16 protein-coding genes are annotated in these 14,781 nt (G+C 41.9%); 10 read left to right on the forward strand and 6 right to left on the reverse strand.

Translation table 11 applies throughout. The features are described from left to right. Positions 1-129 precede the first annotated feature (129 nt). The 7 genes from ACT3ID_RS12735 to surE all read left to right on the forward strand — a co-directional run bounded on the left by ACT3ID_RS12735 (position 130) and on the right by surE (position 5,006). Positions 130-843 (forward strand): ComF family protein, encoded by a 714-nt coding sequence (locus tag ACT3ID_RS12735; RefSeq protein ID WP_491542427.1) that lies wholly within the window; start codon positions 130-132, stop codon positions 841-843. A gap of 56 nt (positions 844-899) precedes the next feature. Beyond that, complete coding sequence (locus ACT3ID_RS12740; RefSeq protein ID WP_491542428.1) at positions 900-1,535, forward strand: hypothetical protein; 636 nt, start codon at positions 900-902, stop codon at positions 1,533-1,535. 8 nt (positions 1,536-1,543) lie between these two features. After that, on the forward strand, positions 1,544-2,173 hold the full coding sequence (locus ACT3ID_RS12745) for a histidine phosphatase family protein (RefSeq protein ID WP_491542429.1): 630 nt from the start codon (positions 1,544-1,546) through the stop codon (positions 2,171-2,173). A 61-nt stretch (positions 2,174-2,234) separates the two neighbouring features. Then, complete coding sequence (gene ubiE, locus ACT3ID_RS12750) at positions 2,235-2,924, forward strand: bifunctional demethylmenaquinone methyltransferase/2-methoxy-6-polyprenyl-1,4-benzoquinol methylase UbiE (RefSeq protein ID WP_491542430.1); 690 nt, start codon at positions 2,235-2,237, stop codon at positions 2,922-2,924. A 41-nt stretch (positions 2,925-2,965) separates the two neighbouring features. Then, a complete protein-coding gene (gene fabZ, locus ACT3ID_RS12755) occupies positions 2,966-3,409 on the forward strand; it encodes a 3-hydroxyacyl-ACP dehydratase FabZ (RefSeq protein ID WP_491542431.1) in 444 nt (147 codons plus the stop codon). Beyond that, the gene (gene panB, locus ACT3ID_RS12760) at positions 3,410-4,237 is read left to right on the forward strand and encodes a 3-methyl-2-oxobutanoate hydroxymethyltransferase (RefSeq protein WP_491542432.1); all 828 of its coding nucleotides are present in this window, start codon (positions 3,410-3,412) and stop codon (positions 4,235-4,237) included. It begins immediately after the preceding gene. 1 nt (position 4,238) lies between these two features. After that, positions 4,239-5,006, forward strand: coding sequence for a 5'/3'-nucleotidase SurE (gene surE / locus ACT3ID_RS12765; RefSeq protein WP_491542433.1), 768 nt, complete (start codon positions 4,239-4,241; stop codon positions 5,004-5,006). Positions 5,007-5,382: 376 nt separating this feature from the next. Here surE and ACT3ID_RS12770 read toward each other — a convergent pair whose 3' ends face one another. Together ACT3ID_RS12770 and ACT3ID_RS12775 are read right to left on the reverse strand one after the other, a co-directional pair. Beyond that, positions 5,383-6,243, reverse strand: a complete 861-nt coding sequence (locus tag ACT3ID_RS12770; RefSeq protein ID WP_491542434.1) for an esterase/lipase family protein — start codon at positions 6,241-6,243, stop codon at positions 5,383-5,385. 1 nt (position 6,244) lies between these two features. After that, positions 6,245-7,204, reverse strand: a complete 960-nt coding sequence (locus ACT3ID_RS12775) for a hypothetical protein (protein WP_491542435.1) — start codon at positions 7,202-7,204, stop codon at positions 6,245-6,247. A gap of 126 nt (positions 7,205-7,330) precedes the next feature. Between ACT3ID_RS12775 and ACT3ID_RS12780 the strand changes: the two genes are divergently transcribed. The 3 genes from ACT3ID_RS12780 (at position 7,331) to ACT3ID_RS12790 (ending at position 11,507) form a co-directional block, all read left to right on the forward strand. After that, entirely contained in the window at positions 7,331-8,473 is a 1,143-nt protein-coding gene (locus ACT3ID_RS12780; protein WP_491542436.1) for a hypothetical protein, read from the forward strand. Between the two features lie 77 nt (positions 8,474-8,550). Then, on the forward strand, positions 8,551-11,061 hold the full coding sequence (locus tag ACT3ID_RS12785; RefSeq protein ID WP_491542437.1) for a PAS domain S-box protein: 2,511 nt from the start codon (positions 8,551-8,553) through the stop codon (positions 11,059-11,061). Positions 11,062-11,195: 134 nt separating this feature from the next. Continuing rightward, positions 11,196-11,507 carry a hypothetical protein gene (locus ACT3ID_RS12790; RefSeq protein WP_491542438.1) on the forward strand — a complete coding sequence of 104 codons (312 nt, stop codon included), beginning with the start codon at positions 11,196-11,198 and terminating at the stop codon, positions 11,505-11,507. A gap of 279 nt (positions 11,508-11,786) precedes the next feature. On the opposite strand, the gene coaBC is transcribed toward ACT3ID_RS12790, so the two are convergent. From coaBC to ACT3ID_RS12810, 4 genes are read right to left on the reverse strand one after another with little or no spacing between them, the layout of a single operon-like run. Continuing rightward, complete coding sequence (gene coaBC, locus ACT3ID_RS12795) at positions 11,787-12,989, reverse strand: bifunctional phosphopantothenoylcysteine decarboxylase/phosphopantothenate--cysteine ligase CoaBC (RefSeq protein ID WP_491542439.1); 1,203 nt, start codon at positions 12,987-12,989, stop codon at positions 11,787-11,789. Positions 12,990-12,995: 6 nt separating this feature from the next. Continuing rightward, complete coding sequence (locus tag ACT3ID_RS12800; RefSeq protein ID WP_491542440.1) at positions 12,996-13,289, reverse strand: DNA-directed RNA polymerase subunit omega; 294 nt, start codon at positions 13,287-13,289, stop codon at positions 12,996-12,998. 15 nt (positions 13,290-13,304) lie between these two features. Next, a complete protein-coding gene (gmk, locus tag ACT3ID_RS12805) occupies positions 13,305-13,880 on the reverse strand; it encodes a guanylate kinase (protein WP_491542441.1) in 576 nt (191 codons plus the stop codon). Beyond that, positions 13,873-14,754, reverse strand: coding sequence for a YicC/YloC family endoribonuclease (locus ACT3ID_RS12810; protein ID WP_491542442.1), 882 nt, complete (start codon positions 14,752-14,754; stop codon positions 13,873-13,875). The genes gmk and ACT3ID_RS12810 overlap by 8 nt, the downstream gene beginning before the upstream one ends. Between the last annotated feature and the right edge of the window lie 27 nt (positions 14,755-14,781).

The following is a 14,781-nucleotide window of genomic DNA, read 5'->3' on the forward strand; positions in this document are numbered from 1 at the left end:
CAATTTAAAAGGTGGCAAACCAATTATGCGGCACATAATCTAAACAAATATAGCGGTTGGCAAAAGTTTTTACCAAAGAAGCTTGTAAGGATTAGCCTGCAAAAAGGGTCTTATGTATAAAAAGTTGTTGTGAAACGTATATTACATCAAATAACGAAGGGATTAGCCCGTATTGCCTTTCCCAATGTTTGTGTCTGTTGCGGAAGAGAGAATACCCAGCAAGAGCGGCAAATATGTTCATTTTGTGTGGAACATCGTTTTGAAGATGGTAATCCACAAAATGAACGTGTTTCAAGTGATACGCTGTTGCCTGAAGGAATTATTGCACAGCATGCATTATGGAACTTTGATAAAGGGGGAGACTTGCAAAACCTGTTGCATCGGCTAAAATATGAACGGTTAACTACGATTGGGATTGATCTAGGCCGAAAATTAGGTTATCGAGTAACAAAACATCCGCTACTGGCGGAGTTATTTAATGCGAATGAGACTGTTATTCAGCCGGTTCCTTTGCATTTCCTGAAATTTCGGTATCGAGGCTTTAATCAAGCCTTTAAGTTAGCGCAGGGTTTTCAGGAGGTTTGGGATGAAATACCTATTAGCGGAATCAAAGATGTTATTCGAACAAAGAATACCCTTAGTCAGACAGGGTTTTCACTTGAAAAACGTCTTAAAAACATGCAGAATGCATTTAGTGTTAAAAATGAGAGAATGATTAAGGATAAGGTTGTGGTTATCATTGATGATGTCTTTACTACCGGAGCCACTACTTTTGAGCTTGCTCATTCTCTGCAACAGGCAGGTTCTGGTCCGATAGTGATACTAACCATTGCACAGGCGTAGCTTTCATACATTAGAAAAATTCATTTTTTGCAAAAAGAAGGATATTTTTGGGCACTATGAGAAATCGTGAATCACGAGCAAATAATTTATTCCTGGAAACCCAGCTTGGTATTGTTACCAGAACAGGCGATTGGTTCCATATTACCTCGGATCAAATTGAAAATTTTGTGCCGGGGCTTTTGGACAAACGCTCGCTTGACAAGCTGGTAGAAGAAGCCGTGGCGTGGGTCCGCAGTGCTGATAGTCTGGCCTTGACGATTTTATTAGTCTTACTGTTATTTATTCATCCCGTGTTGGCTGCGGCTGTTGCAATAGCCTTTCACTTTTTTTGGTACCGCTCAAAAAGTGCGTTTGTCACTATTTATCTGGGTAAAGTATTAAAACTGCTCAATTCAGATGGTTACTTATTAATAACATCGCTGGTTATTATTAGTGCGGTGGGTATGAATGGACAATATCTGGCAGCGGGAATTGGACTGGTTTTTTTCTTTCTGATGAAGTTGGGATTGTTAAAGCAGTTATGGGATAAGATTGATAAAAATGTAGAAAAAAAATTACCCTTGAATGATCGTGTATTCAAGATGATTTTAGTGAAATACGGTATGTACTATAATTTGCCACCCACAGAAGTACAGAAGATGGAAGATCAATTTGTGGATTTAGCAACAAGTCGTAAACAGGGAAAAGAATAACGTTGGCTTTGACAAATATATATCTGGCCCGACACGGGGAGACCGAATACAACAGACGTAATCAAATTCAGGGACGTGGAATTGATGCCTCACTAAATAAGACCGGGCTTCAGCAAGCACGGGCTATTGGCACGTATCTGCAAGATGTGGTACTGGATGGAATTTTCTGCAGTAGTCTCAAGAGGTCCCGCGAAACAGCTGATGTGATTGCTGAATCGTATAAATGCAGTGTGATAGAACATAAAGACCTGGATGAAATGAATTTCGGTGTTTTTGAAGGACAGCCGGCTTCAAAAATAAAAGCTGAGCTGCAAGAGCTGCATCAAAAATGGAAGTCGGGTAATGTTGATTGTGCCTGTGAGAATGGTGAAAGTCCGCAAGCTGTTTTAAAGAGGGCCGCAAAGAGAGTTGAGAGTATTATAGATAATCAGCCGAATACAAATTTGTTATTTGTACTACATGGGAGACTTCTTCGTATTTTGCTATCCCATTGGTTGGAATATGGTTTAAGTAATATGCATCGTGTTTCTCATTCTAACGGAGCGTTATATCACCTCCGCTGGGATGGTGGGCAGTTTGAACCGGTATATCTTCACAAAACAGAACATCTGAATAATCAGATTAAAGTAAAAAGTTAGCGGAAATATCAACCGATAACTTCCGAAGTTCTAATGCAAATGATTTTTATAGACTGGATTTATGAGTGAAAAAGTACGCCGCATGTTTGCTGATATCGCCGATGACTATGACCGGGTAAACTCCATACTTTCATTTGGGGTCCACCATGCCTGGCGGACAAGAGCGGTACAGCTTAGTGGCGCACAACCAGGTGATCATGTGCTCGATTGTGCCACCGGAACTGGTGATCTGGCCCTGGAATTTAAAGAGAAAGTGGGCGAAAGTGGATATGTTTTAGGGACTGATTTTTGCAAGGAGATGATCGAGCCTGCTCCCGGTAAAGCAGAAGAAAGGAATCTTGATGTCGATTTTGAGGTAGCTGATGCAATGGATCTGCCCTATGAAGATGATCGTTTCGATATCTCAAGCATCGCTTTTGGTATTCGCAATGTTGATGATCCAGTACAGACGCTAAAAGAGATGGCGCGTGTAGTTAAACCTGGCGGACAAGTTATCGTATTGGAGTTTGGTCAACCTAATGGATTGCTAAAATATCCGTATGAATTATACAGTCAATATATAATGCCAACGCTGGGGGGGTGGATCAGCGGGAATCGTGAAGCCTATACCTATTTACCTCGTACCAGTGCAAATTTTCCGGCCGGTAATGATTTTATTAAACTGATGAAGGAAGCTGGATCTTTTACTTCTCATATGTTTGAAAAATTAACCGGTGGTATCGCCTACGTCTATGTAGGATCAGTAAAATAAAACCTATATTATTATTTATTTCATAAAAAGTATTAACACCTATGGATAGTTTACAAATTGATGAAATCAAAAAGCTAATTCCGCACCGATATCCTTTTTTACTTGTAGATCGAGTATTGGAAGTAGAGGAGGGTAGAATATTATCAATAAAAAATGTGACGGCCAACGAAGAGTTTTTTAATGGTCATTTTCCCAAGCGTCCGATTATGCCTGGTGTTTTGCAAGTTGAGGCTATAGCTCAAAGTGGTTGCTTAATGCTGATGCATTCGCATATTGATAATCCCGAGGATTATATTCCTGTATTTACCGGAATAAACAAGGCAAAATTTCGCAAATCTGTAGTGCCCGGTGATCAGCTTAAGATGGAAGTAAAGCTCGTCCAGGAGAAAAGAAATTTTTATAATATGACAGCCGAAGCCCGTGTTGGCGACGACGTTGTTTGTGAATTGGATGCAACGGCTGCTATAGTTCCAAGTGAAAATTAGATGAGCACCCAACAATCTTCTGACAGGCCCAAAAAAGTTACCACCCAAACGCTCATGGAAATGAAAGAGCGGAGGGATAATATAAGTATGCTTACCGCATATGATTATACGATGGCTCGTATAATTGATCAGGCGGGAATAGATATAATTCTGGTTGGAGATTCAGCTAGTAATGTCATGGCGGGCTATGATACCACCATTCCTATGACAATGGACCACATGATTTATCATGCTTCGTGCGTAGTGCGCGGAGTTGATCGGGCGCTTGTAATTGCCGATTTGCCCTTTATGAGTTATCAGGTGACAACCACAGAAGCCCTCAATAATGCAGGACGCATGATGAAAGAAGCCGGTGTCCACGGTGTGAAACTGGAGGGGGGAAAGCCAGTGGTGCAGACGATCACCAAAATTGTGGAGGCGGGTATACCGGTAATGGGGCATCTTGGGCTGACGCCGCAGAGCATCTATAATTTTGGTACCTATAAAGTGCGTGCTACTGAAACATCCGAGGCCGAACAGCTGTTGGAAGACGCGAAAAGGCTCGAAGAGGCTGGATGTTTTTCTATTGTGCTCGAAAAGATTCCGGCTACACTGGCTAAAAAAGTTTCAGAACAATGCTCCATCCCTATCATTGGAATTGGAGCTGGTTCACATTGCGACGGACAGGTACTTGTTACACATGATATGCTTGGGCTTAATAAAGAATTTAAACCGCGATTTCTCCGCCGCTACGCCGATATGCATACGACAATGACTGAGGCGGTTCAGCAATATATATCTGATATTAAATCCGGAGATTTTCCTAATGAAAACGAGCAATACGAATAGTATGAGTGATTCTGACGACAAGCCGCTTATTTTAGTTTGTAATGATGATGGAATTTTTTCGCCGGGGATTAAAGCATTGGCAGAAGTATCGGCTGAATTCGGTGAAGTGCAGATTATTGCCCCGGATCGTGAACAAAGTGCGGCCGGACACGCTGTAACGGTAAATACGCCGCTCCGTTCGCGCTCATTCCAGATCGACGGCCGATTTAGCGGACAGGCAGTGACAGGTACACCGGCTGATTCGATTAAATTGGCTCACGATCAGCTGATGAAGCGAAAACCGGATCTGGTTGTAAGTGGAATTAACCATGGAAGTAATGCCGGCATTAACATTTTGTATTCGGGCACGGTTAGTGCGGCAACGGAAGGTACTATACTTGGCTATCCTTCGATAGCAATAAGTTGTACCGATTATGATGAGAATACGGATCTATCCGGACCAAAAGAGGCAGCACGTAAGGTGATCGGTTACGTTTTGAGTGAAGGTTTACCCAAGGGAATAACGCTAAATCTCAATGTTCCGGCCGGTCCGTTAAAAGGAATAAAATGGGCACGGCAGGCTAACAGCCGATATGTCGAAGAGTTCGAGGGTCGCGTGGACCCTAATAACAGAGATTATTACTGGATGACGGGCAAACTGGAGCTGCTCGATGAGGGCGAAGATCTTGATGTCAATGTATTGGAAAAAGGATACGCTTCTCTAACACCTATCCAGTATGATATGACGGCTTATAAACTGTTAAAAGAGAAAGAGCATATTGAGCTTTAGAATATCGAACAGGGAATATGGAATGAAAAATTACGAAATTCCTTTTCGTCATTCGATATAGTCGATCTCGTACGGCAGTAGCTTAGATTATATTCTGTTTTTTGCCTGTTGCCTAAAGATAAATAATCAGGCTAAGAAGCAAAGAAGCCGAAGCTCACTTAAGTGAGCTTTTAATAAAGTTCTTAGCCCACGGATTCATCCGTGGGTAATACTATCATTTTTGTCTCCAAAAGTGTTAAGCAGGAAAAGATAAAGAAGCGGGAGCAGAGTTCCCTTGTAACTTTAGAGGATTCATCCGTGGGTAACATTTTAGAGCTATTGAATGTTGATTATCGAACTTCGAAATTCCTTGTTCGTCATTCGATATTAATTATCCCTAATGCCCTTTCGATTCCAGCATCTTTACTACATCAAACCAGAAGTCTTCAAACAGCGCTCTCCTGTCTTCTTTGAGCCTCAAGTTCATCTGCTCAAGATGTGAAAGATTGGATGTTTTTATATGCTCTCCCCACTTGGCACTTTCTACCGAGACCATACCGTCATTAAGTCCTTCTTCTTCGAAGATGTGATTGTTTTGATAACGTGCAATAACACGTATCGGTTCATTAGTTCCCTTGCCTACGGCCGCACTGTAAGAATAATAGGGGATTCCCTCTACATTGGGCATCTGGGGATTAAAAACATTGGTAACATATTTTCGCGTAAGCTGCTCGGCCGAATCAACTGAGTTACTTTTGGTTTGCGGATAGATGCGATCACCCATCCAGTCGAGAAAATCAGCCAGTCTGTCTCGGATAGTCTCAGGTGTTTTAAGCGTCAACTCTGCTAGGCTGGTCCCCCGGTGAGGCGTACATACTGTAGTAAAAGATGCAACTTGATCTTTGATATCCAGTTTTGATAATGCATAGCGCATATCCAGTCCACCCATGCTGTGTGCGATCACATTAATCTTATCGTAGTCATATTTTTCCGTAAGCTGTTCAATTAAACGCACCCAGCCTTTGGCCCGCGTTTCGATAGTAGCATAAGGCACAATGTTTGGAGCATAGGCTAGCACATTATGCGAACGCAATAACATAGATACATCATAGAGGGGCGATGGTTTAATGATAGATGCGATGGCACCATAACCGTGACAAAGCAGTACCGGGTGTTGCAGGTCAACAACTTCAGGTTCGGGAAATTCCGTCAGTTCAAATTTTTTAAGCCATTTATCGGCGTTAAGTCGATCGATCATATCAAAAACTTGTTTGTGGCGGTGGTACCAGATCAATACCCGCCTTCTTCAGTTCTGGAAGCTTTTCTTTAAGCCAGTTCAGTGTCTGATTACTTCCGTTGATAATGGCGATAGAATGTTCAGGTTGGCTGCGTAATTTATCCAGCTCTTCAAAAAAAGAGGCTTTCCCCATTTCTTCATGCAGTAAAAAAGCATCGGCAGCGCTTATAAATGTAAGATTCGTTTTTGTCATCAGCTGTTGCTGCTTCTGATCATTTTGCCGGAGCTGTAATATATGGGCTTTGGGCAGAATATCCTCAAGTTGTTTAAGTTTTATAATGGCGTTATCAGGATTTACAGTCATCAGATTTTCGCCATCGCTGTTTTGCAGCCAAAAAATTATGCGATTATACTGACTTCCGATCTCTTTGAGTTCATTAGCGTGCATGGGATCTTCAATCTTTATGACTAATGGAATAGGTTCACCAAGGCTTGCGAGCTTTGCAATTAGCGTCTTTCCCGGTAATTCTTCGGTAGTGATAAGAATACTCACCTTGTTACGGTTCATAACCAGTTCCGGGTCGGTTTGCAGCGACAGTGTGCGGATAACTGTTCCATTTATAAGTAAATGGATATCAATATTTTGTTCCGGGAAAGTGACTTTGGCAGGTGTTTTAATCGAATACTGGTGTAGAGTGCGGTTTAATTCGGCGTGAAACTGTGTTTTGGAGAACTGATAGGGGAGGCCAATATGATAGGTTTTGCGGATGAAGTTTGAGTCTACCCGATTCGTGGATATGCGAACTTGGTCGTCATTAATATTGAATTCCGAGAGTTTATTCTGAATTAATGAATCGGCCTGTGCCAGGCTGTTGAGTCGTTTACCCTCCCCCCCAGGTCCGGCAAATAGCATATATCCGCTGATGATACATGAGATGAGCAGCAATGAAGCTATCAGCTGTTTTTTCTTTTGTTCCTTCAATCCAGATACTGATATTTAGTTGGGCTTTGAGCCGTGTAATTATAGCTGTTATTCTGTTGTAAATCTATTCAAATTTCGGTAAATACGGCGGGGTACAATCCAATTTGCTCAAGCGAAGCTAAAATTATGGCTTATACTGTAGAATCTGTTGAATCACCCGAACAGGTGGATGCTTTTCACGCGCTTCCTTTTCGTATTTATGAGGATTATTCGCAGTGGGCTCCCCCCTTTCGTTTTGAGATTGAGAATATTTTCGACCCCGAGGAAAACGCATTTTTTGATAAAGGAGAATGCGAGCGGTTTGTTGTGAAAAATAACGGACGGGTTGTGGGTCGTTTTGCTGTAATGAACACGCCACAGCGAGATAAAGTATTGGATCCCACAATGGGTGGCATCGGTTTTATCGAAATGGAAAACGATACAGCTCTTGCCCAGGCCATAATTGATTTTGCCAAAGAATGGCACCGGGAGCGCGGCTATAGTGCTATGCGGGGTCCCATTAATTTTGGTGAAAATGATACGTATTGGGGATTATTAGTTGAAAATTATGAAGAGCCTCCTATATATGGCATGTTTTACCACCCACCATATTACAAAAAGCTGTTGGAAGAGACAGGAGCTCAAAAGCTTGACGATCACTGGAGTTATAAACGGCATTTCAACCAGCCAATTCCGGATCGCATGAAAAAGATTACCGATCGTATAGAAAGTCGTCGTGGTGTGGAGTTGCGCCCGCTGGATAAGAACAATATTTACAGGGATGCAGAATATATTCGCCAGATCTATAACGAAGCCTGGAGTGATCAGGATATTGTGGAACGCGAAGAGGAATTTACCGAACTGGCCCGTGATACAGTTGAAGATATGATTGATAAACTTAAGCCGGTATTGATTCCGGAAAGTGTACTTATTGCTTTTGTGGATGGAGAACCGGCTTCATTTATAGTATGTGTGCCCGATTTAAATGAGATTTCCAGAGAAACAGACGGGCGTCTGCGTTGGTGGCATTACCCCAAATTGTTTTGGTTTAAACGGCGAGCCAAACATTTGCGAACACTGGTATATGGAACGCGTCCGAAATATCGAAAGATGGGACTTGAGGCGCTTACATTTACTCGTGGAATACAGTATACAAAAGAAGCTGCTCCCTCACTGGAGTATCTTGAAGGAGCCTGGGTGAGTGAAGAAAACTGGTTGATGCAGCGAAGCCTTGAGGCGCTGGGATGTCATCATCATAAAACCCATCGTACCTACAAATGGGAATTCTAAAATTATTTACCTGCTATTGCAAAAACCTGATTAGTTGTTCTTATTAGGTTAATCCAAAAGTAAATCGACATTAGGATATGGATCGATTTTTATTTGAACTGAACCCCAACCCGATCATTATTTATGATCAGACTTCCCTGTATATATTAGAGGCTAATAAAGCATTTCTGCAAAAGTATGGATATACAGAAAAAGAAGTAGAAGAACTTACGCTTGAGAGTATTCGTCCTGAGGATCAGATTGAACAGTTGCATAAAGTGCTAGAGAAATTGAACGAAGAAGGGGACAACCAAAAGAAATTAGTACAGCATAAATCTAAAGAGGGAGAAATATTTTATGTTGATCTCTCTGCCCATCCATATCCTTATGATGATCGGGAGGCCCGAATTGTTTTTATCCACGATGTAACGGAGCGGGTGATGACCGAGCGGAAGGCTGAGCGAGCATTTTTTGAGCTAAGTCATCATATTGATGAGAGTCCGTTGGCCATGATAAAGTGGGATAAAGAGTTCAATATTATTGAGTGGTCGAAACGAGCTCAGGAGATTTTTGGATATAGGAGAGAGCAGGTCCTTGGCAAATCAGCTGACATTATAAATTTCCATACTGTTGAGGATCGTGCTGTAGTTGAGGAAAAAATCGAAGAAGTTTTATCGGGGAATCAAGATTTATCTAAGTTTGATATCCAGATTGAAAACAGAGAAGGGCAGGTGGTTTATCTGCGGGTTCACGGCTCAGCATTGCGTGATGATGAGGGAAAGTTAATTTCGGCACTGACCTTTTTAGAGGATATAACAGAGCAGAAGAAAGCTGAGCAGAAATATCAGCGACTGTTTGAGAATGCAAATGACGGTATCTTATTAGCAAAAAGAGATAAGTGGATAGATTGCAATGACAAACTTCTACAGTTATTAGGAGCGGAACGAGAAGATATCCTGGGAAAATCTCCCTTGGACTTTTCTCCGGAAGAGCAACCTGATGGAAGTAAATCTTCTGAAAAGATACAGAAAAAAATTGCACGAGCTCTAAAAGGAAAACCACAGGTGTTTGAGTGGCAGCATTTAAAAAAAGATGGCACTCCTATTGATGTAGAAGTTAGTTTAAATCGCTTGGATCTGGGAGAAGAGGTTTATCTGCAGGCGATAATTCGGGATTTGACAGAGCAGAAAAAAGCCGAACTTAAATATCAGCGGCTGTTCGAAAATGCTAACGACGGCATATTTCTGATGAAAGAAGACCGGTTTATTGAATGCAATGAGGAAGTATGTAACATCTACGGCTGCAGTAAAAATGAAATTATTGGTTGTACACCTATGGATTTTTCGCCTGATTATCAGCCGGACGGGCGCCGATCTGATGAGAAAGCACATGAAAAAATTTCAAATGCTCTTGCCGGAGATCCGCAGGTTTTTGAGTGGAAGCATGAAAAGAAAGATGGGACTCCTGTAGATACCGAAGTAAGCTTAAACAAGCTGGAGTTGGGAGATGAGGTATATGTACAAGCTATCGTTCGTGATCTGACTGAGCAGAAAAAGGCTCAGGAAAAGTTGAGAAAAAGTGAAGAAATGTTTCGCAAACTTTTTCTGAAAGCTCCCGGAGCTCTTATTATGGTGGATAAGGAGAACAGGATAAAGATGGTTAATCAAAGTTTTGAAGACCTGTTTGGCTATTCGGAAGAAGAACTTATTGGAAGGGACCTGGATAAAGTTATTGTATCAAAAGAACAGTATAATTCTGTACCACGTATGCCGGGTAATGATTTTCGGGAGGGCAAGTTTTATGATGATGTGGTCCGATATACCAAAAAGGGAGAGGCGCGTGATATTTTACTGGGTGCTATTCCAGTGTATCTGGATGGAGAGCCTATTGCTGGTTTTGGTATTTATATAGACGTCACCGATCGGAAAGAAACAGAGCGGAAGCTTAAAAAATCGCTGAAAGAAAAACAGGTACTGTTAGAAGAGATTCATCACCGGGTTAAAAATAATCTGGCTATCATTTCCGGATTTTTACAGCTGCAAGCTTTCGAAATTGATGATAAAAAAACCAAAGAAGTACTTAATGACAGTCAGTTGCGTATTCAGTCTATAGCTATTGTACATGAGATGCTTTATCAGTCGAATGATTTTATAGATATCTCCTTCGAAACATATGTGGAACGGTTAATAAACGAGGTAAAAAGAACATTGCCGCTCGATCATCAGCATATCGATATAGAGATAAACACTGCAGATGTGACATTGGATATTAATCAGGCTATTCCATGTGCTATTTTAATAAATGAGCTCGTCACTAACTCATACAAACATGCCTTTCAGGAGAAGGAGTCAGGCAATATTTGGGTGAATATGAGGAATGTAGATGATCAGATATTTATCGAGATAAAAGATAATGGTATAGGACTGCCGGAGGGATTTTCTATTGAAGAACAATCATCTATTGGAATGAATATTATACAGACATTGATCGAGCAGCTTAATGGATCACTGGAGATATCAAACAGTGGGGGAGGATGTTTCAGGATTCAGTTTGAAAAGTCAAAGCGATTTAATGATTCGGCAATACAGCAGATCACAGAGGAAGAGTAGGGAAAGTTTTTTACATTATAGGGGGCTCCAAATTTATCGGACCCAGCCAATAGATAGAGAAGTTGCCATGATGGATTTTGCCGTTCCATCCGTCGGTGGGCGGATTCTGGTCGAAATAATGTTGATAGGGGCTTTTGGATCTCCCGCCATTGGTCCCGGCCTTAAAAGAACCGGGCTATGAAGAAAAAACCAAAAGCTGTCTGAAGACAGCTGATTATATTACTCCGGCTGATGGCTGGATTTACGATCTGCCAGGTGGTTCGGAGGTGCAATCTCCTCACAATGCATTAATAACTAGCAGTATCATCCTGAAACATAGCGGAATCGAAGGATCTTTTTTATTGATTCGCGTAGAATCTCTTTCCGAAGCTTTTGCATCAGAAGGGCCTGAAGAAGATCTGCTTCCAAATGAATACATGCCCAAGCAGAAGATTGGGGGTGGATGAGATAAAAAACGGGAGCAGAGCTCCGTTATAACTTTAATGGGTAAACAGCCTTTATCTCATTGTGTTGCTTCGCTGTACAACGTAAAATTGCAGATTACTGTCTCCGAGCAGAGTATGGGATCCAGTAGAAAGTTGGTGACTTTGATAGTTGAGGAGTGTTGTTATGTTGTTTCCTACAAGCCCGAAGATGAATCACCAGGCTAGAATCAAAAACTGAAGCTCACTTTAAGTGAGCTTTTAAATAAAATTCTTAGCCCACGGATTCATCCGTGGGTAAATTTATGAGCTACCAAAGATGAGATCCAGAATTTTTTTTGCCACCTCTTTTTTGGATCCCGATATCTTATCCTGGTTCTCTTTCCCCAGCAGATAAACCGTATTTTGATCCGATTCAAAGCCTCCGTTCTCTTCTGTCAATGAATTCGCAACAATCCAGTCGGCTTTCTTTTTTTGTAGTTTGGCCCGGGCATTTTCTATCAAATTTTCCGTTTCCATAGCAAACCCAATAAGTACCTGACCATCTTTTTTATGATCTCCGAGCCAAGCCAAAATATCAGGCGTGCGTTTAAGCTCAATCGAGGAGCTGGAATCCTCTTTTTTGATTTTTTGGTCACTGGATACGGTAGGCGTAAAATCAGAAACGGCCGCAGCCATGATGATAACATCAGCATCAGCATGATTTTTTACTTCCTCAAAAAGGTCATCAGTCGATGTAATTTCCCTGGCTGATACACCTTGAGGATGAGGAATTGTTACGGGTCCGTGGATGATGGTGACATCGCCACCCAGCCGCTGTGCCGCCTCGGCCATGGCAAATCCCATCTTCCCGGAGCTGGGATTTGAAATAAAGCGTACGGGATCCATATGCTCACGGGTTGGACCGGCCGTTACAACAATTTTTCTTCCCGCCAAGGGCCCGTTTGCGCGTGAGTTTTCAATAATGTTAGCGCTTTTATCCAAAATGATCTCTGTTTCGGGCAGACGCCCTTTGCCCTCCAATCCGCTGGCCAAATATCCTTCCTCGGGTTCCAGGATATAATATCCGAAAGATTCTATTTCGGATAAATTTTTCTGTACGGCCGGAGCTTCATACATTTCTCCATCCATCGTAGGACATATCAGAATAGGACAACGTGCCGCCAACACTGTAGAGGTCAGCATATTATCTGCAATGCCGTGAGCGACTTTACCCAAAGTATTAGCCGTACATGGCGCAATGACAAAGAGATCTGCCCATTCGCCCCATGAAATATGTTGCGTCCACGATTCCGTAGCCGATTGATTTTCCGGGAAAACCTCAACGGCCACTTCGTTTTTTGAAAGAGAAGCAAATGTTTCAACGCCCACGAACCGCGTAGCATCTGGCGTCATGGTTACGCGTACCTCGGCGCCCGCTTTTTGGTAGGCACGTAAAAGAAAAGCAGCCTTATAGGCTGCAATTCCTCCGGTAACACCGAGAATTATCCGTTTTCCGGATAACATAATAAGTTAGTCTTCTTCCTGTGGATAGCGGAAGTAAATTTCTCCCCGCCGCATCTCATCAATTGCCCGCTGTGTGGCATGCGGAAGTTGTTCAAACTCTTTAGAGATGTTTTCCTGCTCTTCATTAAAAGAGAAGTCATCGTCATCTTCGAAGCCTTCAAAATATTTCAGTTTTTCATCCAGCTGAAGTTTTTCATTAGCGGCAATTTGACGAGCTCGTTTCGACATAATCGAAATAAGCTCATATTGGTTACCGGTATCTTTATTCAGCTTCTCAATATCAAGTGTTTTAATCGCCATAATGTATATTCAGCTTTAATCCGTAATAAAAGGTTCTATTATCGTCTTGATTTCTGCATATGCAGTTTCCAGATCGTCATTGACGATAGAATAGTCGAAGTGTTCAGCATACTCCATTTCTTTTTCAGCTCGTTTCAGACGTTTATCAAGCATATCGCCTGTTTCACTTCCACGTTTCGAGAGGCGTTTTTTAAGCACCTCCAATGATGGCGGTTTAATGAAAATAGAAATGGCATCTGAATCATAGAGCTCTTGAACATTCAGTGCTCCTTTGACTTCGATATCAAGCAGTGGAAAATACCCAGTTTCCACTAGTTTATCAACTTCAGACTGTAAGGTTCCATACTTATTTCCACTGTAAAATTCCCACTCTAGAAATGCCCCCTCTTTCACGCGTTTATCAAACTCTTTTTCGCTAAGAAAGTAGTAGTCAACGCCATCTTTCTCATTTTTACGCGGAGGACGAGTGGTGGCTGAGGTTGAGAATCGAATCTGAGGGAAGTCAGCCAACAAGCGTTTGGCGATTGTTGTTTTTCCTGCTCCGCTGGGAGCCACTAATACGATAACTTTACCTGGCGTGGGTTTACTCAACGTTCTGTACCTGTTCTCTGATCTGTTCTAAACTTTCTTTTGCCTGAACGACATACTGAGAAATTTCTGAGTCATTCGCTTTTGAGCCAATAGTATTAATTTCGCGATTGATCTCTTGGCTCAAGAAATTAAGTCGCCGGCCTACGGAATCTTCATTTTTGACAGCCTGTCGAAAAAACTTGATATGCGATTTTGTGCGCACAATTTCTTCAGTAATATCAGCCTTGTCAACCAGCATGGCAACTTCCATCTCAAGGCGATCGGGATCGATTTTGTCGCTTTCTATCAGCTCATTTATCCGTTCAATTAACTCTTCTTTAATCTGTTCAGGTCGATCTTCAATTTTATCCTGAACGATCGTAAGCATTTTTTCTATATGATTAATACGTTCCAGAAGATCCTTTTCGAGCTGACGCCCTTCCTGAAGACGCATCTCTTTAAGCTTTTCAACGGCCTCATAAGTAGCATCTTGGGTTAGTTTCCAAATTTTATTTTTTGTTTCCTGATCCTGCTCGCGCGACTCAAAAATATCCTTAAACTCTAAAAACGAATCCAGGGTAATCGGGGCGTCAATTCCGGCAGTGTCTTTTAAGTTATTGAGCATCTTTTTGTAACCCCGAACCAGGTTTTTATTGAACGTTATTTCCGGCTGACCGGTATCAGCTTTATCAACACGTACATTAGTGTTCACTTTTCCGCGTTCCATATGTTGTTGAAGCAGTTCTTTGAAATCCAGCTCTCTTTCTTGAATAGATTGCGGAAGCCGCAGTGAAATATCCAGATATCGGCTGTTTACCGTTTTTAGTTCAACGGTCACAGAAATACCGTCGGCCGATGCTTCTCCACGGCCGAAACCAGTCATTGAAGTGATCATAAGAAAATTTTCCGATATTGATTTTAG

The sequence above is a fragment of the Fodinibius sp. GM108 genome, from assembly GCF_058386985.1.

Coding starts and splice junctions, on each gene's coding strand:
- ACT3ID_RS12740 (WP_491542428.1), top strand. CDS start 900: ATGAGAAATCGTGAATCACGAGCAAATAATTTATTCCTGGAAACCCAG.
- ubiE (WP_491542430.1), top strand. CDS start 2,235: ATGAGTGAAAAAGTACGCCGCATGTTTGCTGATATCGCCGATGACTAT.
- fabZ (WP_491542431.1), top strand. CDS start 2,966: ATGGATAGTTTACAAATTGATGAAATCAAAAAGCTAATTCCGCACCGA.
- panB (WP_491542432.1), top strand. CDS start 3,410: ATGAGCACCCAACAATCTTCTGACAGGCCCAAAAAAGTTACCACCCAA.
- surE (WP_491542433.1), top strand. CDS start 4,239: ATGAGTGATTCTGACGACAAGCCGCTTATTTTAGTTTGTAATGATGAT.
- ACT3ID_RS12770 (WP_491542434.1), bottom strand. CDS start 6,243: ATGATCGATCGACTTAACGCCGATAAATGGCTTAAAAAATTTGAACTG.
- ACT3ID_RS12780 (WP_491542436.1), top strand. CDS start 7,331: ATGGCTTATACTGTAGAATCTGTTGAATCACCCGAACAGGTGGATGCT.
- ACT3ID_RS12785 (WP_491542437.1), top strand. CDS start 8,551: ATGGATCGATTTTTATTTGAACTGAACCCCAACCCGATCATTATTTAT.
- coaBC (WP_491542439.1), bottom strand. CDS start 12,989: ATGTTATCCGGAAAACGGATAATTCTCGGTGTTACCGGAGGAATTGCA.
- ACT3ID_RS12800 (WP_491542440.1), bottom strand. CDS start 13,289: ATGGCGATTAAAACACTTGATATTGAGAAGCTGAATAAAGATACCGGT.
- ACT3ID_RS12810 (WP_491542442.1), bottom strand. CDS start 14,754: ATGATCACTTCAATGACTGGTTTCGGCCGTGGAGAAGCATCGGCCGAC.